Source organism: Micromonospora sp. CA-248089 (assembly GCF_050948515.1).
Taxonomy (GTDB): Bacteria; Actinomycetota; Actinomycetes; order Mycobacteriales; family Micromonosporaceae; genus Micromonospora.
The window spans coordinates 368696-388395 of sequence record NZ_CP192016.1 but is presented as its reverse complement, the minus strand read 5'-3'; the positions used below and the strand labels follow the sequence as shown (position 1 = coordinate 388395).

At 71.3% G+C, this 19700-nt stretch carries 20 protein-coding genes and 1 pseudogene; 1 reads left to right on the top strand and 20 read right to left on the bottom strand.

Annotated elements, in window-relative coordinates; all coding sequences use genetic code 11:
* Nucleotide 1: 1 nt before the first annotated feature.
* The 18 genes and pseudogenes from nuoK to ACQP26_RS01885 all read right to left on the bottom strand — a co-directional run bounded on the left by nuoK (nt 2) and on the right by ACQP26_RS01885 (nt 17343).
* Complete coding sequence (nuoK, locus tag ACQP26_RS01970) at nt 2-301, bottom strand: NADH-quinone oxidoreductase subunit NuoK (protein WP_013283611.1); 300 nt, start codon at nt 299-301, stop codon at nt 2-4.
* Nucleotides 298-1068, bottom strand: coding sequence for an NADH-quinone oxidoreductase subunit J (locus ACQP26_RS01965; protein WP_269702828.1), 771 nt, complete (start codon nt 1066-1068; stop codon nt 298-300). The genes nuoK and ACQP26_RS01965 overlap by 4 nt, the downstream gene beginning before the upstream one ends.
* On the bottom strand, nt 1065-1712 hold the full coding sequence (gene nuoI, locus ACQP26_RS01960; protein WP_013283609.1) for an NADH-quinone oxidoreductase subunit NuoI: 648 nt from the start codon (nt 1710-1712) through the stop codon (nt 1065-1067). The genes ACQP26_RS01965 and nuoI overlap by 4 nt, the downstream gene beginning before the upstream one ends.
* Nucleotide 1713: 1 nt before the next feature.
* Nucleotides 1714-3069, bottom strand: a complete 1356-nt coding sequence (nuoH, locus tag ACQP26_RS01955) for an NADH-quinone oxidoreductase subunit NuoH (RefSeq protein WP_269702830.1) — start codon at nt 3067-3069, stop codon at nt 1714-1716.
* Complete coding sequence (locus tag ACQP26_RS01950) at nt 3066-5507, bottom strand: NADH-quinone oxidoreductase subunit G (RefSeq protein ID WP_269702832.1); 2442 nt, start codon at nt 5505-5507, stop codon at nt 3066-3068. The genes nuoH and ACQP26_RS01950 overlap by 4 nt, the downstream gene beginning before the upstream one ends.
* Nucleotides 5507-6823 (bottom strand): NADH-quinone oxidoreductase subunit NuoF, encoded by a 1317-nt coding sequence (gene nuoF / locus ACQP26_RS01945; protein WP_269702834.1) that lies wholly within the window; start codon nt 6821-6823, stop codon nt 5507-5509. Before nuoF ends, ACQP26_RS01950 begins: the two co-directional genes overlap by 1 nt.
* Nucleotides 6820-7913, bottom strand: a pseudogene (gene nuoE, locus ACQP26_RS01940) (NADH-quinone oxidoreductase subunit NuoE). The gene nuoF and the pseudogene nuoE overlap by 4 nt, the downstream one beginning before the upstream one ends.
* Nucleotides 7910-9235 (bottom strand): NADH-quinone oxidoreductase subunit D, encoded by a 1326-nt coding sequence (locus tag ACQP26_RS01935; RefSeq protein ID WP_269702838.1) that lies wholly within the window; start codon nt 9233-9235, stop codon nt 7910-7912. Before ACQP26_RS01935 ends, nuoE begins: the two are co-directional and overlap by 4 nt.
* Nucleotides 9236-9290: 55 nt before the next feature.
* Nucleotides 9291-10025 (bottom strand): NADH-quinone oxidoreductase subunit C, encoded by a 735-nt coding sequence (locus ACQP26_RS01930; protein ID WP_281579253.1) that lies wholly within the window; start codon nt 10023-10025, stop codon nt 9291-9293.
* A complete protein-coding gene (locus ACQP26_RS01925) occupies nt 10022-10702 on the bottom strand; it encodes a NuoB/complex I 20 kDa subunit family protein (protein WP_013283602.1) in 681 nt (226 codons plus the stop codon). The genes ACQP26_RS01930 and ACQP26_RS01925 overlap by 4 nt, the downstream gene beginning before the upstream one ends.
* An 11-nt stretch (nt 10703-10713) precedes the next feature.
* Nucleotides 10714-11079 (bottom strand): NADH-quinone oxidoreductase subunit A, encoded by a 366-nt coding sequence (locus ACQP26_RS01920; RefSeq protein ID WP_013283601.1) that lies wholly within the window; start codon nt 11077-11079, stop codon nt 10714-10716.
* 119 nt (nt 11080-11198) lie between these two features.
* A complete protein-coding gene (locus ACQP26_RS01915; protein ID WP_433494768.1) occupies nt 11199-12473 on the bottom strand; it encodes a geranylgeranyl reductase family protein in 1275 nt (424 codons plus the stop codon).
* Between the two features lie 134 nt (nt 12474-12607).
* A complete protein-coding gene (locus ACQP26_RS01910) occupies nt 12608-12826 on the bottom strand; it encodes a hypothetical protein (RefSeq protein ID WP_269702843.1) in 219 nt (72 codons plus the stop codon).
* Between the two features lie 74 nt (nt 12827-12900).
* Nucleotides 12901-13548: a demethylmenaquinone methyltransferase gene (locus tag ACQP26_RS01905; RefSeq protein WP_433496073.1), complete on the bottom strand. Its 648-nt coding sequence runs from the start codon at nt 13546-13548 to the stop codon at nt 12901-12903.
* Between the two features lie 162 nt (nt 13549-13710).
* Nucleotides 13711-14964: a cell wall anchor protein gene (locus ACQP26_RS01900; protein ID WP_433494767.1), complete on the bottom strand. Its 1254-nt coding sequence runs from the start codon at nt 14962-14964 to the stop codon at nt 13711-13713.
* A gap of 429 nt (nt 14965-15393) precedes the next feature.
* Nucleotides 15394-16584, bottom strand: a complete 1191-nt coding sequence (gene mqnC / locus ACQP26_RS01895) for a cyclic dehypoxanthinyl futalosine synthase (protein WP_030500766.1) — start codon at nt 16582-16584, stop codon at nt 15394-15396.
* A gap of 73 nt (nt 16585-16657) precedes the next feature.
* Nucleotides 16658-17068: a type II toxin-antitoxin system VapC family toxin gene (locus ACQP26_RS01890; RefSeq protein WP_043327321.1), complete on the bottom strand. Its 411-nt coding sequence runs from the start codon at nt 17066-17068 to the stop codon at nt 16658-16660.
* The gene (locus ACQP26_RS01885; RefSeq protein WP_128137404.1) at nt 17065-17343 is read right to left on the bottom strand and encodes a type II toxin-antitoxin system Phd/YefM family antitoxin; all 279 of its coding nucleotides are present in this window, start codon (nt 17341-17343) and stop codon (nt 17065-17067) included. The genes ACQP26_RS01890 and ACQP26_RS01885 overlap by 4 nt, the downstream gene beginning before the upstream one ends.
* A gap of 104 nt (nt 17344-17447) precedes the next feature.
* On the opposite strand from ACQP26_RS01885, the gene ACQP26_RS01880 reads away from it, so the two are divergent.
* The gene (locus ACQP26_RS01880; RefSeq protein WP_281579257.1) at nt 17448-18092 is read left to right on the top strand and encodes a hypothetical protein; all 645 of its coding nucleotides are present in this window, start codon (nt 17448-17450) and stop codon (nt 18090-18092) included.
* A gap of 19 nt (nt 18093-18111) precedes the next feature.
* Here the strand turns inward: ACQP26_RS01880 and paaE are convergent, their stop codons facing one another.
* Nucleotides 18112-19224: a 1,2-phenylacetyl-CoA epoxidase subunit PaaE gene (gene paaE / locus ACQP26_RS01875; protein ID WP_433494766.1), complete on the bottom strand. Its 1113-nt coding sequence runs from the start codon at nt 19222-19224 to the stop codon at nt 18112-18114.
* Nucleotides 19221-19697 carry a 1,2-phenylacetyl-CoA epoxidase subunit PaaD gene (gene paaD, locus ACQP26_RS01870; RefSeq protein WP_135242884.1) on the bottom strand — a complete coding sequence of 159 codons (477 nt, stop codon included), beginning with the start codon at nt 19695-19697 and terminating at the stop codon, nt 19221-19223. Before paaD ends, paaE begins: the two co-directional genes overlap by 4 nt.
* Nucleotides 19698-19700: the final 3 nt, after the last annotated feature.

Here is a 19700-nt window from a genome sequence, read left to right as displayed (position 1 = left end):
CTCAGTACTTCAGCAGGTTGGCGTCGTCGACGCTGGCCGAGCGCCGGGTCCGGAAGATCGCCATGATGATCGCGAGCCCGACCACGACCTCGGCCGCCGCCACCACCATCACGAAGAACGCCATGATCTGGCCGTTCAGGTCGCCGTTGATCCGGCTGAACGTGACCAGGGTCAGGTTGGCCGCGTTGAGCATCAGCTCGATGCACATGAACAGCACGATCGCGTTGCGCCGGACCAGCACGCCCACGGCGCCGATGGTGAACAGCACCGCCGCGAGGATGAGGTAGTAGTCCGGGGTCATTTGTCAGTCCCCTTCGGTGCGGTCTCCTCGGCCGTCAGCTCACGCACCGGCATGATCTCCGGGATGCTGCGGTCGGTCAGCCGGCCGTCGGGCAGACGGGCCGGGGTGGCCACCGAGGAGGACGTGGCGTAGACACCCGGGCCGGGCTTCGGTCCGGGGTAGTTGCCGGGACGGAACCGCGCCTTCATGGTGGCGATCTGGTCCATCCGGTCCGCCTTGCGCCGCTCCACGTGCGCCAGCACCATCGCGCCGACGGCGGCGGTGATCAGCAGCGCCGAGGTCAGCTCGAAGGCGAAGACGTACTTGGTGAACAGCAGCCGGGCGATGCCCTGCACGTTGCCCTCACCGTTGGCCTCGTCGAGCCCGACCGCCTGGACGCCGTCGAGCGCCCGGTAGAGGCCGGTGCCCACCAGACCGGCGAAGCCGAGCCCGAGGACCACTGCCGCGACCCGCTGGCCGCGCAGCGTCTCGATGAGCGAGTCGGACGCGTCCCGGCCGACGAGCATCAGCACGAACAGGAACAGCATCATGATCGCGCCGGTGTAGACGATGATCTGCACCATGCCGATGAACGGCCCGGCCTGGAGCACGTAGAACACGCCCAGGCAGAGCATGGTCAGCACCAGCCAGAGCGCGGAGTGGACCGCGTTGCGGGCCCACACCATGCCGATCGCCCCGAGCAGGGCCAGCGGCGCGAGGATCCAGAAGGTGACCTCCTCACCCCCGGACACCTGGCCGGCGGCGGCGAGCACCGTAGCCGAGGTCATGCCTTGCCTCCCTTGCCCGCCGCGGCGGCGGACCGCTGCTCGGCCTGCTCGGCGCCGGGGAAGGTCACACCGGGGTGCTCCTCCACCTGGTACCGGCCGGGGCCCATCGGCGAGCGCTCGGCGCCGGCCGAGGTGCCCGGGTTGGTGAGCGCGCCGACGTAGTAGTCCTTCTCGCTGTCGCCCAGCCGCATCGGGTGCGGCGGCTGCTCCATGCCTTCGAGCAGCGGCGCGAGCAGCTGCTCCTTGGTGAAGATCAGGTCCTGCCGGTTGTCCCGGGCCAGCTCGTACTCGTTGCTCATGGTGAGCGAACGGGTCGGGCAGGCCTCGATGCAGAGCCCGCAGAAGATGCACCGGGCGTAGTTGATCTGGTAGGTGCTGGCGTACCGCTCACCCGGGGAGAAGCGCTGCTCCTCGGTGTTGTCGCCACCCTCCACGTAGATCGCGTCGGCCGGGCAGGCCCAGGCGCACAGCTCGCAGCCGATGCACTTCTCCAGCCCGTCCGGGTGCCGGTTGAGGATGTGCCGCCCGTGGTAGCGCGGCGCCGAGACCGGCGGCTTGAACGGGTAGTCGGTGGTGACGACCTTCTTGAACATGTGCGAGAAGGTGACACCGAAGCCCTTGAACGTTCCGGTGATCGCGCCCACGTCACACCTCCCTGGAGTCCGGGCCGGCGACGACGTTGGCCGGCTCCCGCTCGGCGAGCACGCGCTTGGTACGCGGGCTCGGCGGAACCTGAAGATCCATCGGCGGCAGCGGGAAGCTGCCGTACGGCCGGGTGTCCGCCTGCTCCTGGAGCGACGGCTTCAGCTCCTTCTTCCGCGACGGCCAGAAGAGCGTGATCAGCAGCAGCACGCCCGCGCCGACGGCGGTGACGAGCAGCCGGTCCCGGGCCTGCCAGTCCTCGATCGAGCGCAGCCCGGCGAGCACCATGATCCAGACCAGGTTCAGCGGCAGCAGCACCTTCCAGCCGAAGCGCATGAACTGGTCGTACCGGAGCCGGGGCAGCGTGCCGCGCAGCCAGACGAAGACGAACACCAGCAGGATGACCTTGCCGAAGAACCACAGCATCGGCCACCAGCCCTCGTTGGCGCCCGACCAGATGGTGATCGGCCACGGCGCGTGCCAGCCGCCGAGGAACAGCGTCACGGTGAACGCCGACATGGTCACCATCGCGACGTACTCGCTGAGCATGAACAGCGCGAACTTCAGCGAGCTGTACTCGGTCTGGAAGCCGGCCACCAGCTCCGACTCCGCCTCGGGCAGGTCGAACGGCGCCCGGTTCGTCTCACCGACGATGGCGATGAAGAACATGATGAAGCTGGGCAGCAGCAGGATCGCGTACCAGCCGGGCGCGGCGAGGTCGAAGCCGCCGATGCTCAGCCGGGTGCCGTCGCCCTGCGCGGCGACGATCCCGCTCGTCGACATGGTGCCGGCGGTCATGAAGACCGCGACCACGCTCAGGCCCATGGTGACCTCGTACGAGACCAGCTGGGCCGCCGAGCGCAGGCCGCCGAGCAGCGGGTAGGTCGAGCCGCTGGCCCAGCCGCCGAGCACGATGCCGTACACGGCGAGCGAGGAGAAGGCCAGCACCACCAGCACCGCCACCGACACGTCGGTGACCTGCAGCGGCGTCCGGTGCCCGAAGATGCTCACCATCGGCCCGAACGGGATCACCGACAGCGCGGTGACCGCGCAGACCACCGAGATCACCGGGGCGAAGAAGTAGACGACCTTGTCGGCCTTGCGCGGGAGGATGTCCTCCTTGAAGGCCAGCTTCACGCCGTCCGCGAGCGTCTGGAGCAGACCGAACGGGCCGGCCTGGTTGGGGCCGGGCCGGACCGCCATGCGGCCGACGACCCGGCGCTCGAACCAGACGCCGAGCAGCGTGGCCGCCACGGCGACGACGAACGCGAACAGGATCTTGCCGAGGACCAGCCACCACGGGTCCTTGCCGAAGTCGGCAAGCGTCGGGTCCTGCGCCGCGAGGATGACGGGGTTCACTGCACCCACCTTTCGTTCCCGACTGCGGAGACGCTCACCACGTCGCCGGACGTCGCACCGAGGCCACGCCGCACGGTGGAGCCGGGTGAGTTGGTCGGCAGCCAGACGACGCCGTCGGGCATCTCGGTGATCGCCGCCGGCAGCGTGATAGCGCCGCGGTCGGTGCCCACCGTGACCGGGTCACCGTCGGCGACGCCCAGCGCCTCGGCGGTGCCCTTGCCGAGCCGGACCACCGGCGGGCGGGCGGTGCCGGCGAGGTGCTCGTCGCCGTCGGTGAGGCTGCCCAGGTCGATCAGCTGGTGCCAGGTGGCGAGCACTGCCTCGCCCGGTCCGGGCTGCCGCACGGCGGCCGCCTCGACCGAGGGCGCCGACGGGCGCTCGACCCGGGTACGCGGCAGCGCGCCCAGCTCGCGCCGGATGCTCGGCACGTCGCCCGTGCCCAGCCGCACGTCGAGCTGCGCGGCGAGCGCGTCCAGGATGCGGGCGTCGGTCATCGCGCCGGTGTCCAGCACCTTCTCGAACGTGCGCAGCCGGCCCTCCCAGTCCAGGAAGCTGCCGGCCTTCTCGACCACCGGCGCGACCGGCAGAACCACGTCGGCGCGGCGGGACACCGCGCTCATCCGCAGTTCCAGGCTGACCAGGAACGGCACCGCGTCCAGGGCCGTCTCGGCCAGACGCGGGTCGGCCAGGTCGGCCGGGTCGACGCCGGCCACCACCAGGGCGCCGAGCTGACCGTTCGCGGCGGCGCTGAGGATGCCGTCGGTGTCGCGGCCGGCCTGGCTGGGGATCACCCCGGCCGGGATGTCCCACGCCTCGCCCAGCTCCGCGCGCGCGGCCGGCTCGGTCACCACACGGCCGCCGGGGAGCAGGTTCGGCAGGCAGCCCGCGTCGACAGCGCCGCGGTCACCCGCGCGCCGCGGCACCCAGACCAGCCGGGCACCGGTACGCCGGGCGACGTCCGCCGCCGCCGACAGCCCGCCCGGCACCTCGGCCAGGCGCTCGCCGACGATCAGGATCGCGCCGGGCTGCCCCAGCGCCTCGGCCACCGTGGCGTGCTCGGCCAGCACGCCGGCCTCCTCGCCGGGAACCACCCGGGCGAGCTTCGCCCCGAGTTTCTCCAGGCCGCGGGTCGCGAACGGCGCGAGCGCGTACACCGTGAGCTTCTTCTTCAGGTACGCCTTGCGCAGCCGCAGGAAGAGGATCGGGCACTCCTCCTCCGGCTCCAGGCCGACCAGCACCACGGCGGGCGCGTTCTCCACGTCCGTGTAGGTCACGTCGGTGACCCCGGCGACGCTGCTGGCCAGGAAGTCGGCCTCCTCGCGGGAGACCGGGCGGGCCCGGAAGTCGATGTCGTTCGTGTGCAGCGCGATGCGGGCGAACTTCGCGTACGCGTAGGCGTCCTCGACGGTGAGCCGGCCGCCGGTCAGCACCGCCGTGCCGGTCGCGCCGTCGCGGGCCGCGCGCAGCCCCTCGGCGGCCCGGGTCAGCGCCTCGCTCCAGGACGCCTCGCGCAGCTCACCGGTCTTCTCGTCGCGCACCATCGGGGTGCTGATCCGGTCGAACGCGCGGGTGTACTGGAAGCCCCAGCGGCCCTTGTCGCAGTTCCACTCCTCGTTCACCGCCGGGTCGTCGCCGGCCAGCCGGCGCAGCACCTTGCCGCGCCGCCAGTCGGTGCGCTGGGCGCAGCCGGCCGAGCAGTGCTCGCAGACGCTGGGCGTGGAGACCAGGTCGAACGGGCGGGCCCGGAACCGGTACTGCGCGCCGGTGAGCGCGCCCACCGGGCAGATCTGCACGGTGTTGCCGGAGAAGTACGAGTTGAACGGGACGTCACCGGCGTCGCCGTCCTCGCCGTACTCCTCGTCCCGGTAGATGTTGATCTCCTCGTGCGAGGAGCGTCCCATCAGGTCGATGAACTTGTCCCCGGCGATCTCCTCGGAGAACCGGGTGCACCGCTGGCAGAGCACGCAGCGCTCGCGGTCGAGCAGCACCTGGGTGCTGATCGGCAGCGGCTTCGGGTACTCCCGCTTGTGCTCGTGGAACCGCGAGTCCGTCCGGCCGGTGGACATCGCCTGGTTCTGCAGCGGGCACTCGCCGCCCTTGTCGCACATCGGGCAGTCCAGGGGGTGGTTGAGGAGCAGCAGCTCCATCACCCCCTCCTGGGCCTTCTTGGCGACCGGGGAGGTGAGCTGCGTCCGCACCACCATGCCGTCGGCGACGGTCTGGGTGCAGGAGGCGACCGGCTTGCGCTGGCCCTCCACCTCCACCAGGCACTGCCGGCAGGCGCCGGCCGGGGCCAGCAGCGGGTGGTCGCAGAAGCGGGGGATCTCGGTGCCCAGCTGCTCGGCGACCCGGATCAGCAGCGCCCCCTTGGGGGCGGTGACCTCGACGCCGTCGATGGTCAGCGTGACGGTCTCGGTCTGCTTGGCTACGTCGGTCATCAGTGCGCCCCTACCAGGGTCTTCTCCGACAGCTTCGGAGCGGTACGTCCCTCGATGTAGTCGAGGTAGTCCTGCTTGAAGTACTTCAGCGACGAGGTGACCGAGCTGGTCGCGCCGTCACCCAGACCGCAGAACGAGCGGCCGAGGATGTTGTCGCAGGTGTCGAGCAGGGTGTCCAGGTCCTCGTGGGTGCCCTGGCCGGACAGGATGCGCCGGTAGACCCGGACCATCCAGTAGTTGCCCTCCCGGCACGGGGTGCACTTGCCGCACGACTCGTGGTGGTAGAACTCCAGCCACCGGTAGGTCGCGTACACCGGGCAGTCCTGGTCGGAGAAGATCTGCGTAGCGGTGGTGCCCAGGATCGAGCCGGCCCCCGCCACCCCCTCGAAGTCCAGCGGCACGTCCAGGTGCTCGGCGGTCAGCAGCGGCGTCGACGAGCCACCCGGGGTCCAGAACTTCAGGTTGTGCCCGGGCTTCATCCCGCCGGCCAGCTCGATCAGCTCGCGCAGCGTGATGCCCATCGAGCACTCGTACTGGCCCGGGTTGGCGATCCGGCCGGACAGCGAGTAGATCATCGGGCCGGACGACTTCTCCGTGCCCATCGTCTTCCACCAGTCCGCGCCACCGAGCACGATGTACGGCACGCTGGCGATGGTGCCGACGTTGTTGACCACGGTCGGGCTGGCGTACAGGCCGTGGGTCGCCGGGAACGGCGGGCGCAGCCGGGGCTGGCCGCGGAAGCCCTCCAGCGAGTCCAGCAGCGCGGTCTCCTCACCGCAGATGTACGCCCCGGCGCCGGAGTGCACCACCAGGTCCAGGTCGAAGCCCGAACCGAGGACGTTGCGGCCGAGATACCCCTTGGCGTACGCCTCGTCGACAGCGCTGCGCAGCCGGCGGGCGGCGTGCACCGCCTCACCGCGGATGTAGATGTACGCCCGGTTGGCCCGGATCGCGTACGAGGCGATGATGACGCCCTCGACCAGCGAGTGCGGGTCGTAGGTCATCAGCGGCAGGTCCTTGCAGGTGCCCGGCTCGCCCTCGTCGGCGTTCACCACCAGGTAGTGCGGCTTGCCGTCGCCCTGCGGGATGAACCCCCACTTGAGACCGGTCGGGAAGCCCGCGCCGCCCCGGCCGCGCAGTCCGGAGTCCTTGATCAGCTGGATCAGGTCGTCCGGGTGCGCCTTGAGCGCCTTGCGCAGGGCGGCGTAGCCGTCCAGCTTCTCGTAGGTGCCGAGCCGCCACGCGTCCGGCGAGAGCCAGCGCTTGGTGAGCACCGGCGTGAGCTTGGCCAGCGTCTCCGGCCGAGGAGTGGTCACTTCCGGACCCCCGATCCGTTGGCGTCCGCCGGGTCGGCGCCGTCCGCGCCCGTACCGGACTCCGCTTCCTTGAGGTTGCGCTCCTGCGCGCCGGCGTCGTCGCCGGCGGGCTTGCCGTCGCCGGCCGGCGGGTTCGCCGCCGCGCCGGCGCCTCCGCCGCCCGCGCGTCGCGCGGCGCCGGGGCCGGTCCGTCCACCGGGACCTTGGTGCCGGGGGCGTCCGGCACCGGGGTGCTCGCGTCCGGCTGCCGGGTCTCGGCGGTACGCACCTGCGGCGACTTGGCGTCCGGTGCCTTCACGTCCGGCGCGGTGCTGCCGGAGGCCGCCTTCGGCTCGGCCGGCTCGGGCGCGGGGGCCGGCTTCGCGGCCTCGGCCTTCGCCTTCGCCTCGGCGGCGGCCCGGTCGGCCTCGGCCTTGCTGCGGATCGGGGTCTTCGGGTCGAAGCCCGGCACCGAGACTCCGTGCTGCTCGGCCAGGCGCAGGCCGCGCAGGCTCGGCTCGCCCGGCCCGCCGTCGGACACCGCGCCGTCGCGCTCGTCGGCGAAACCGGCGAGCTGGACCGCCATCTCCTTGAGCGTGCAGAGCCGCGCCCCACGGGTCGGCATCGGCCGGCCGCCGGCACGCAGCTCCTCGACCACGTCGAGCGCGGCCTGCGGCTCCACGTTGTCGAAGAAGTCGTAGTTGACGGTCATCACCGGGCCGTAGTCGCACGCCGCCAGGCACTCGGCGTGCTCCAGGGTGATCTTCCCGTCGGCGGTGGTCTCCTCGTGCCCGACGCCGAGGTGCTCGGCCAGGGTGTCGTAGACCTTCTGCCCGCCGAGCACGTCGCACATCGTGTTGGTGCAGACGCTCACCAGGTAGTCACCGGTCGGCTTGCGCTTGTACATGGTGTAGAAGGTGGCGACGGCGCCGACCTGGGCCTTGTTGAGCCCGAGCACCTCGGCGCAGAACTCGACACCGGCCGGGGAGACGTAGCCCTCCTCGGACTGCACCAGGTGCAGCAGCGGCAGCAGCGCCGAGCGGGACCGGTCCGCCGGGTACCGGGCGATGATCTCCCGCGCCCGGGCGCGAGTCGTTTCGGAAAAACTCATCGGTCACAACCACCCATCACGGGGTCCAGCGAGGCGCCGCCGGCGATCACGTCGGCGATCAGGCCGCCCTCGGCCATCGCCGGGAGGGCCTGGAGGTTGACGAAGCTCGGCTCCCGGTAGTGCACCCGGTAGGGCCGCGTGCCGCCGTCGGACACCGCGTGCACGCCCAGCTCGCCGCGGGGCGACTCGATGCCGACGTACACCTGGCCCGGCGGAACCCGGAAGCCCTCGGTGACGAGCTTGAAGTGGTGGATCAGCGACTCCATCGACTGACCCATGATCTTGGCGACGTGCTCGAGCGAGTTGCCCATGCCGTCCACGCCGATGGCGAGCTGCGCCGGCCAGGCGATCTTCTTGTCGGAGACCATCACCGGGCCGGGCTTCAGGCGGTCCAGCGCCTGCTCGATCAGCTTCAGCGACTCGCGGATCTCCGCGACCCGGACCAGGTAGCGGCCCCACACGTCACCGTCGGTGTGGGTCGGCACGTCGAACTCGTACGTCTCGTAACCGCAGTACGGCATCGTCTTGCGCAGGTCCCAGGCGAGACCCGCGGACCGCAGCACCGGGCCGGTGACGCCGAGCGCCATGCAGGCGGTCACGTCGAGCACCGCCACGTGCTGCGTACGCTCCAGCCAGATCGGCTGGCCGGACAGCAGGTTCTCGTACTCCTTGAGCCGCTTCGGCATCAGCTGGAGGAAGTCGCGGATCTTGCGGATCGCGTCGTCCGGCACGTCCTGCGCCACTCCGCCCGGCCGCACGTACGCGTGGTTCATCCGCAGGCCGGTGATGGTCTCGAAGATGTCGAGGACGTACTCCCGCTCGCGGAAGCCGTACAGCATCATGTTGATCGCGCCCAGTTCCATGGCGGTGGTCGCCAGCCAGACCAGGTGCGACGAGACGCGGTTGAGCTCCATCATCAGCACGCGGATGGTGGTCGCCCGCTCGGTGATGTCGTCGGTGATGCCGAGCAGCTTCTCCACCGCGAGCGCGTACGCCGTCTCGTTGAACAGCGGCGAGAGGTAGTCCATCCGGGTCACGAACGTCGAACCCTGGACCCAGTTGCGGTACTCCAGGTTCTTCTCGATGCCGGTGTGCAGGTAGCCGACGACCGAGCGGGCCTCGCGGACCGTCTCGCCCTCCAGTTCCAGGACCAGCCGGAGCACGCCGTGGGTGGACGGGTGCTGCGGACCCATGTTGACGACGATCCGCTCGTCGTTGATCGGGTCCGTGCCGGAGACGACCTCGTCCCAGTCCCCGCCGGTGACGGTGAAGACCTTGCCCTCGGTCGTCTCGCGCTCGGTCGCGTAGTTCGACGTGCTCACAGTGCCAACCCTCCGATCGCGGCTGCGGGGCTCCGCTTCGCTGCACTCCTCGCGCTCACTGGTACGACCGCCGCTTGTCCGGCGGGGGAATCTCCGCACCCTTGTACTCAACCGGTACGCCGCCGAGCGGGTAGTCCTTGCGCTGCGGGTGCCCCTCCCAGTCGTCCGGCATGAGGATCCGGGTCAGGGCGGGGTGGCCGTCGAAGATGACGCCGAACATGTCGTACGCCTCCCGCTCCTGCCAGTCGGCGGTCGGGTAGACGGCGGTGACGCTCGGGACGTGCGGCTCCTCGACGGAGACCGCCACCTCCAGCCGGACCGTGCGCCGGTAGGTCATCGAGGTGAGCTGGTAGACCACGTGCAGCCGGCGCTCCGCGCCCAGGTAGTCCACACCGGACACCGACGAGAGCAGTTCGAAGCGCAGCGCGAGGTCGTCGCGCATCACCTGGCAGACCTCGGCGATCCGCTCCGGGCGGACGTGCAGGGTCAGCTCGCCCCGGTCGACCACGACCTTCTCGATCGCGTCGCCGAAGTCCGGGTACGCCTCCTCCAGCGCGTCCCGCACCTCGTCGAAGTAGCTCCCGTACGGCCGGGTCGCCTCCTCGATCGGCTTGCGCTGGCGGACCAGGCCGCCGTAGCCGGAGACGTCACCGGTGCCCTGGTTGCCGAACATGCCCCTACCGGCGGGGCTGGCCGGCGGGTACTCCGCCGGTGCGGTGGAGCTGGCACCGGCCGGGGTGGTGGGTACCGGCACCCCGCCGTCGTTGTTCTTGTCGTTCGGTGCGGTCATTTCGGGCCCCTATGCGACGCCTGAAGGTGGTTCTGCGCCTTCATCCAGTTCTCGATCCGGAGCTGCTCCTCGCGCCCCTCGCGGACCGCCTTCGTCCACTCGGCACGGCGGGCCTTGTCGCTGCGGTACGACGAGGGCATCGAGCCGTACGGCACCACCGGCACGTCACCGCGCGCCTGGCGGGCCTCCAGCATCTTGCGGCCGTTCGGGCCCAGCGGCTCGTGCATGATCTTCTCGCGCAGCTTGAGCACCGCGTCGATGAGCATCTCCGGCCGGGGCGGGCAGCCGGGGAGGTACATGTCGACCGGGACGACGTGGTCGACGCCCTGCACGATGGCGTAGTTGTTGAACATGCCGCCGCTGCTGGCGCAGACGCCCATCGAGATGACCCAGCGGGGCTCGGCCATCTGGTCGTAGATCTGGCGCAGGACCGGTGCCATCTTCTGGCTCACCCGGCCGGCCACAATCATCAGGTCCGCCTGGCGGGGCGAGGCGCGGAAGACCTCCATGCCCCAGCGGCCCATGTCGTAGTGCGGGCCGCCCGCCGCCATCATCTCGATGGCGCAGCAGGCCAGACCGAACGTGGCGCCCCAGACCGAGGTCTTCCGCGTCCAGTTGACCAGCTTCTCGACGCTGGTGAGCAGGACGCCGGAGGGGAGCTTCTCCTCGATGCCCATCTGCTACCTCCTCAGTCCCAGTCCAGGCCGCCGCGACGCCACACGTAGGCGTACGCGACGAAGACCGCGACGATGAACAGGACCATCTCCACGAAGCCGAAGATCGGCAGGGCGTCGAAGGAGACCGCCCAGGGGTAGAGGAAGATGATCTCGATGTCGAAGACGATGAAGAGCATCGCCGTCAGGTAGAACTTGATCGGGAACCGGCCGCCGCCGACCGGCTGCGGGCTCGGCTCGATGCCACACTCGTACGCCTCGAGCTTGGCCTTGTTCAGACGCCGCGGGCCGGCGAGTCGGGCAGCGGCCACGGAGAACAGCGCGAACGCCGCAGCGAGGGCGAACAGCCCGATGATGGGTGCATAAGGAGAGAGCGTCATCGTTGTCCCCTGCTCGTCCTTCCCTGACCTCGGTGGTTGGCCAAAATCACACTATTCACGTCCCTGAGACCTCGGTCGTCGGGGGGTCGATCTCTGTCCGGCTCGTGGTCGGTCGTCTCCTACACGGCCGGGGCCGCCTTCGTCATCGCGTTGATGACCCGGTCCATCGCGTCCCCGCCGCGCGGGTCGGTCAGGTTGGCCAGCAGCTTGAGCACGAAGCGCATGAGCATCGGGTGCGGCATGCCGTGCTTGGTCGCCATCCGCATGATCTCGGGGCGGCCGATGAGCTTCACGAAGACGCCGCCGAGCCGGTAGTAGCCGCCGAAGCGGGCCTTCAGCTCCTGCGGGTACGCCATCAGCGCCCGCTCCCGCTCCGCGCCGGCCGGGCGGGCCAGGGCCTGCACCACGACCTCCGCGGCCATCTCGCCCGATTCCATCGCGTACGCGATGCCCTCGCCGTTGAACGGGTTGACCATGCCACCGGAGTCGCCGACCAGCAGCACGCCGCGGGTGTAGTGCGGGACCCGGTTGAAGCCCATCGGCAGTGCGGCGCCGAGGATCGGGCCCTCCGCGTTGGCCTCGTCGGTCATCCCCCAGTCCTCGGGGGTGTTCGCGAGCCAGTCGGTGAGCAGCTTGCGGTAGTTCGTCTTGCCGAACGCCGAGGAGGAGTTGAGGACGCCCAGGCCGACGTTCACCCGGCCGTCGCCGAGGCCGAAGATCCAGCCGTAGCCGGGCAGCAGCGCGTCGCTGCCCTTGGCCCGCAGCTCCAGCCAGGACTCCAGGTAGTCGTCGTCGTACTTGGCGGGCGAGCGGTAGTAGCGGCGGACGGCCACACCGATCGGGCGGTCCTCCCGCTTGGCCAGCCCGAGGGCGAGCGGGAAGCGGCCGGAGACGCCGTCTGCGGCGACCACGAGCGGCGCGTGGAACGTGGCGGGTTCCTTGTCCGGGCCGACCTCGGCCTGCACGCCGATCACCCGGTCGTCGGCGCCCAGCACCGGCCCGAGGACGTTGACGCTGGTCCGGAGCTTCGCCCCGGCGGCGACCGCGCGCTGGGCGAGCAGGTCGTCGAAGTCGAGCCGGGTGCGCACCAGGCCGTAGTTGGGGAAGCTGGCCAGGTCGGGCCAGTCCAGCTCCAAGCGTACTCCGCCGCCGATCACCCGCAGGCCCTTGTTGTGCAGCCAGCCGGCCTCGGGCGAGGTGTCCACGCCCATCCGGATGAGCTGCCGCACGGCCCGGGGCGTGAGCCCGTCACCGCAGACCTTCTCCCGGGGAAACTCCGTCTTCTCCAGCAGCAGCACGCGTACGCCGTGCCGCGCCAGGTGGTACGCCGTGGCCGATCCTCCGGGACCGGCGCCCACGACGATGACGTCGGCGTCGTTCTCCACCGCGGTCATCCGCGCCTCCTCCCGCATGCTCGTGAAATGCTTCACAAGCCGATCCGGATGGAGTCTATGACCGCCGTTACACCAGTACGCGGTGAGGGGGGCCTAACTTCGCGGAAACGGGCCGGTAGGAGCGCCGAAACCGGTCACGGACGGGCCGGCGAGGCCGGTCCCAGCCCGGCGTCGAGGCGGATCGCCTCGGGCAGGTGGTCGCGCAGCGCGCCACCGGCCGCCCGGTCCAGCGCCGCCAGCACCTCGGCGACGACCTGACGTACGTCGGCGGGATCCGCGCCGGCCAGCTCGCGAAGCTGCGCGATCAGCTCGGCGGCGTCGTCGTCGGTGGCGGCCTGGTCTGGTCCCGTCATGGGGGCGAGCCTACGGGACAAAGTAGACCAGAACCGGATATTCACGAAATGCCCAGCGCTTGCTGGCCGGACGGTCAGTTTCGGACGGCCCGGTGCAGCGCCACGACGCCGCCGGTCAGGTTGCGCCACGCCACCCGGCCCCAGCCGGCCGCGCCGATCCGGGCGGCCAGCGCCGCCTGGTCCGGCCAGGCCCGGATCGACTCCGCCAGGTAGACGTAGGCGTCCGGGTTGCTCGACACCGCGCGGGCGACGGCCGGCAACGACCGCATCAGGTACGACAGGTAGACGGTGCGGAACGCCGGGTTCACCGGCGTGCTGAACTCGCAGACCACCAGCCGCCCGCCCGGCCGGGTCACCCGGGCCAGCTCGGCCAGCGCGGCGGCGGTGTCGTTCACGTTGCGCAGCGCGAAGGAGATGGTCACCGCGTCGAAGCTGGCGTCGGCGAACGGCAACCGCAGCGCGTCCCCGGCCAGCAGCGGCACCGACGGGCGGGTGCGCTTGCCCGCGTACAGCATGCCCAGCGACAGGTCGGCGCCGACCGCGTACGCCCCGGAATGGGCCAGTTCCTCGGTCGAGACGCCGGTGCCGGCGCCCACGTCGAGCACCCGCTCGCCCGGCCGCAGCCCGAGCGCCGCCCGGGTGGCACGCCGCCACGACCGGTCCTGCCCGAAGGAAAGCACGGTGTTGGTCAGGTCGTAGCGGGCCGCGACACCGTCGAACATCGCGGCTACCTCGTGCGGCTGCTTGTCCAGGCTGGCGCGCTGGCCCTGCGGGGTACGGCTCACCCCTCCACTCTGCCAGCCGCGCCGCTCCCGTCCCGCCCCGGGTACGCGAGAGGGCGGGGTGGTCACCCACCCCGCCCTGATCGCGTAACGGTTCGCCGGTCAGTCCTCGGCGCGCTCCTCGCCCGGCGTGACGAGCACCACCTTGCGGCGGCGGGACAGCATCATCAGCGCCGCGCCGGCCGCGAGGACGGCCGCGCCGATGCCGCCGATCAGGCCGACCTGCATACCGGTCACCGGCAGGCCGCCGTCGCCGGTGCCGCCTCCCGTACCGCCACCGGCGGTCGGCACCGCCGTCACGCTGCCGGTCGGAGTCGGCTCGGCGGTCGGCGTCGAGGTCGGGCCGGCGGTCGGCGTCGGGCTCGGCGTCGACTGCGGGCTCTGGTCGACGAAGACGTCGAACTGGGCGGTGTTGTCACCGTCGTCGGCCTCGGAGAACGCGCGGCGCTGTGCCGAGGTGGCGGCCTTCGGCCGCTCCTCCGGCGTGCCGGAGGCCGCCTCCAGCCCGGCGGCCCAGACGAAGCCCGGCCGGAGCAGCTTCTCGGTCACGTCCGCGCCGACAGTCACCCGCACGTCGGCGGTGTAGTACTGGCCGGGCTTGAGCACCGCGCCCAGGTCCTCGCAGTACGCGTTGGCGAACCCGCCCAGGTTCTGCTCGACGCAGCCCTCGGGCAGCTCGGCGAAGGTGACGCCGGCCGGCAGCGTGATGCCGTAACTGACGCCGGTGGCGTTCTCGCTGCCGTCGTTGAACACGGCCCAGTCCAGCGGCGCGGTCTGGCCCGGCCGGACCGGGCGCAGGCCCGACTCACCGGCGTCGTCGCCGTCGACCACCACGTCGGCGTACACGTCCTGGACCCACGTGGTGAGGTCGTAACCGGGGTCGGTGACGGTGATGTCGTGGTCGACCGTGTCCAGCACGCCGGTGCCGTTCGCCGCGCTGATCGAGACCGTGAGCGTGCCGGCCGCGCCAGTGCCGCCGGTGGAGAACAGCGGGATGCCGAAGTCCTCAGTGGTCCCGGCGGGCAGGTCGCCCAGCAGGCAGGAGAAGGCGGTGCCGCGGATGTCGCAGCCGGCCGGGACCAGCACACCGACCTTGGCCCTCACGAGGCCCTTCGTCTCGACCGTGACCCGGACGTCCTTCGCGTCCACCGTCCCGACGGTGTTGTTCACCTGGAACTTGAACGGCTTGGCCTTGGCCTCGCTGACGCCGTTGGCGAGCTGGTAGCTGAGCGGGATGAGCTGGAGGTCGGCCTTGTCGGCCGCCTGGGCCGGGCCGGCGAGCGCGCCGAGACCGGCGGTGGAGAGCAGGGCCACGACGCCGGCGCTGGCCAGCGTGGACCGGTAGCGGAAGGTCATTGTTCCCCCGGGGGTAGGGACGTGCCGATCAATGCACGGAACGAAGGGACGGTACCGGAGCGACGCGTCGCCACGCCAGCGTCCGACGGTGGGAATTCCCGTCGATACCGACAGACGGCAAGGGCGGGATGGTCACCCATCCCGCCCTTGCCGCGGTGCGTTATGTGAACGGCCCTCATGGGCCGATGGAGGACGACCGTCCCCGACGGACGCCGCCAGCGTAAGGGCGTCGTCGGCTCACCGGGCCGTGCTCGACCGGGTCGCCGCCGACCTGTTACCTGCCTGCTCGCGGCCCGGATCGGTGGTGTCGCGCGGGCAGGCTAGCCGCCGGTGATCACGCAGGTGAAGACCCCTGACCGAAGCTTCACCGGAAACGGGCGGACCTCCGGCCGCACGACGGACGGTGACCGGCCGAACGGCCGAACCCGCTCAGTTGACCTCGACCAGCGGCAGCGACTTGCCGGCCCCGCCGCCGGGCAGGGCGATCGACGAGAAGTGCGAGACCACCCGGTCGTCGCTCGGGTCGTCGGCGGGCGTGTGGTGCACCGCGAGCCGGTTGTAGAGCGTGTCCCGCTGGGCCGGGATCCGGTCGGCCGACCGGATCATGCCGATCAGCTCGTGCAGGTTGGAGCGGTGCCGGGCGCCGGCCGAGGAGATGACGTTCTCCTCCAGCATGATCGAGCCGAGGTCGTCCACGCCCATGTGCAACGCGAGCTGCCCGACGTCCTTGCCGGTCGTCAGCCAGGACGCCTGCAGGTGCGGCACCGTCTCGAAGAACAGACGGGCCACCGCGACCAGGCGTAGGTATTCCAGCGTGGTCGCCTGGGTGCGGCCCTTCAGGTGGTTGTTCTCCGGCTGGTACGTCCACGGGATGAAGGCCCGGAAACCGCCGGTGCGGTCCTGCACGTCACGGATCATCCGCAGGTGCTCGATGCGCTCGGCGTTCGTCTCGCCGGTGCCCATCATCATGGTGGCCGTCGACTCCAGGCCCTGCCGGTGCGCCAGCTCCATGACCTCCAGCCAGCGGGCGCCCGACTCCTTCAGCGGCGCGATCGCCTTGCGCGGCCGGTCCGGCAGCATCTCGGCCCCGGCACCCGCGATCGAGTCCAGGCCGGCGGCCTTGATCCGGGCGATGGCCTCGTCCAGGCTCACGCCGGAGACCTTCGCCATGTGCAGGATCTCGCTCGGGCCGATCGAGTGGATCGCGAGCTGCGGGTACGCCTTCTTGACCGAGGAGAACAGCTCCTCGTAGTACTCGACGCCGTAGTCCGGGTGGTGCCCGCCCTGGAGCATGACCTGGGTGGCGCCCAACTCGACCGCCTCGCCGCAGCGGCGCAGGATCTCCTCGGTCGGGTGGGTCCAGCCCTCCTTGTGCTTGGGGGCCCGGTAGAACGCGCAGAACTTGCACGCCGTCACGCAGACGTTCGTGTAGTTGATGTTGCGGTCGATCAGGTACGTGACGATGTTGTCCGGGTAGCGGCGCCGCCGTACCGCGTCGGCCGCCTCGCCCAGCGCGTGGAAGGGCGCGTCGGTGTAGAGCAGCAGCGCCTCCTCGGGCGTGATCCGCCCGCCGTCCGCGCCGCGTTGCAGGATGTCGTCGATCTCCCGGTTCGCCGTCACATCCCCGAGCGTACGTCGCGGGCCCGACGGCGGGAAACGCCACTCCTCACCTGGTGACGAGAGACCCACCCGGTCAGGGCATGCCCGGACTGGCCACCGGCAGCCCGATCGCCCTGGCCGCCTCCAGCAGCCGCTTGTCGTACGTGACGAACGCGACGAACTCGGCCGCCGCCTGCCGGGCCAGCACCTCGGCGGTCGCGAGATGGACGGCGTCCAGGCTGCGCAGCATCGGCTCCGGATACGCGCCCGCTGTCGCCCGGACCGTGGCGTCGATCTCGACCCGGTAGAGACGTCCCAGCACCGAGGGGACACCCACCAGCGCCTGTGGAGCGGCACGACGCAACGCCCGTGGCACCTCCACCTCGACGAGAGCCGACGACACCAGGGCGGTGCCGGCGCGCTCATTCAGCCAGCCGAGCAGATCCGGCGTCTCCGCCTCCCGCCGCAGCATCTTGATGACCGCCGCCGAGTCGAGGTAGATCACCAGCGCTCCTCGTCGCGCGCCTCGACCAGCGCGGCTGCGGCGTCCACCGTGGGATCCCCGAGCACCGGCGGCATCGGGACCGGGCCGATTGCGGTCGGGGCCGTAGCCCGACCCTCGGCCACCAACCGGCCGAGGAGCGCGTCGCCGGCCAGCACCGGGACGAGACGGGCGATCGGCTCACCCCGATCGGTCACCTCGACCGTCTCACCGGCGCGCACCCGCGCCAGCACCCGGCTGGTGTGCTGGTTCAGCTCCCGGACGGCGATCTGCTCCATGAGCCAAGTGTAGGACGCAACGTTCTACGTGTCACGGATGGTGGTCGACCCGAAACGCCACTCCGGAAAGCGGAGCGCTGGCGTCGCCCACCTACGCTCTCGGCGTGTCAGTCGTATCCACTCCCGTACGCGTGGCCGGTGCCCGCTCCGCCCTCTGGTCCCTCACCATGACCGCCGTCCTTGTCGGCTTCGGCCTCGCCGTGATCGCGGTGAACACGCTCGTCGGCTACCTGACGGTAGGGCTGTCCCAGGCCGTGCCGATCTGCCTCGGCCTGGTGGGTTGCTTCGCCTTCACCGTCGCCCTGCGCCTGCTGCACCGGGCCTGGTGGCTGGCCGTCCTGTCGGTGGTGCCTTCCCTCTTCGTGCTGGTGGGAAGCGTGCAGCTCGCCCCCGAGGCGGTGCTGCGGGATCGGGGCGTCGCCCAGCAGGTCACCATCACCGACGTGCAGACGGCCGGCAAGCGGCACGAGTTCGCGCTCCGCGGCGACTCCGGTCCGCTCGACGAGCCACTCGTCTACTCGGGCAGCGCTCCCGGCTACCGGGTCGGCCAGCGGCTGACCGTGCTCGCCGACCCGCAGGGGCAGGTGGAGCTGGCCGACGCCGAGAAGGTCGACGTCGCCGGCAAGCGGAGCATGCTCGTGCTCGGCGCGGCCGGCTGGACGCTGTTCGCGCTCCTGGCCGGATGGCGCGGCCACGTCCGCCGGGCCCGGGGGCGTGAAGCGTCGGCGCCGCTGCCGCTGCCGTTCTGACCGACGGGCACCGGCCACCTCACGCGTCGTAGTCGACTGTCAGCTCGTCGGTGACCGGGCTGGACTGGCAGGTCAGCACGTAACCGGCGGCCACCTCGTCCGGCTCCAGCGCATAGTTGCGCGCCATCGTCACCTCGCCGACCGTCACCTTGGCCCGGCAGGTCGAGCACACGCCGCCCTTGCACGCGTACGGCAACTCGCCGCGCACCCGCAGGGCCGCGTCCAGCACCCGCTCGTCCCGGCCCATCGTGAAGCTCGACGAACGGCCGTCCAGCAGGATCGTCACCTCGGTGCCCGCCTCGGGCCGGTCGGTCTCCCGCCGGACCGGCTCCGGCGGGGCGTCGACGTGGAACAGCTCGGTGTGCACCGCCGCGTCCGGCACGCCACGACCCGCGAGCACCGCCTTCGCGTCCACCACCATGCCGTACGGGCCGCAGAGGAACCACTCCTCGATCTCGTCACCGGGCACGACGGTGTCGAGCAGCCGGGTCAGCCGGTCGGCGTCGATCCGCCCGGACAGCAGCGCCGACTCCCCCATCTCGCGGGACAGCACGTGCACCAGGTGCAGCCGGGTCGGGTAGCGGTCCTTCAGGTCGGCCAGCTCCTCGGCGAACATCACCGAGTTCGCCGTGCGGTTGCCGTACACGAGCGTGAACGTGCTGTGCGGCTCGGTCGCCAGCGCGGTCGCGGCCAGCCCGAGGACCGGGGTGATGCCGGAACCGGCGACCACCGCGCCGTACCGGCGGGCCCGGTCCGGGGTGAACGCGGAGGTGAAGTGGCCCAGCGGCGGCAGCACCTCGACGGTGTCGCCGCCACGCAGCGCACCGCAGGCGTACGCGGAGAACGCCCCGCCCGGAACCTCACGCACCCCGACCCGCAGCCGGCCGTGCCGGGCCAGCTCGTCGGGGGTGGAGCAGATCGAGTACGACCGCCGGACCTCCTCGCCGTCGCCGCCGGCCGGGCGGCGGACGGTGAGGTGCTGCCCGGCGGAGAACGCGAACGTGTCGCGCAGCTCCTCCGGTACCGCGAACGTGATCGACACCGAGTCGTCGGTGAGCCGGTCCACGGCGGCGACGGGCAGCGGGTGGAAGACCGGCCGGCGGCGAACCGGCCGCGTGATGGTGACAGTCACAGCGCCTTCAGGTGGTCGAAGGGTTCGGAACAGGAGCGGCAGCGCCACAGCGCCTTGCACGCGGTCGAGCCGAAACGGCTGATCTGCGTGGTCTCCGGCGATCCGCAGCGCGGGCAGCGGACGGCCAGCGTCAACGGCACCACCGTGTCGTCGCCGCGCGGCGCGGGCGGGGCGATGCCGGCGGCGGCGAGCTTGGCCCGGCCGGTGTCGGAGATCCAGTCGGTGCTCCACGCCGGGTGGTAGACGGTACGGACCTCGGCGTCCGGATGCCCGGCGGCGGCCAGCGCACGGCGGATGTCCTCCCGGATCACGTCCATGGCCGGGCAGCCGGTGTAGGTGGGGGTGATGGTGACGACGACCCGGCCGGTGTCCGGTTCCTCGTCGACCGCGCGCAGGATGCCCAGCTCGTCGATGGTGATGACCCGGATCTCCGGGTCCACCACCGCCGCCGCGGCCGCCCTGGCGTCGGTCACCAG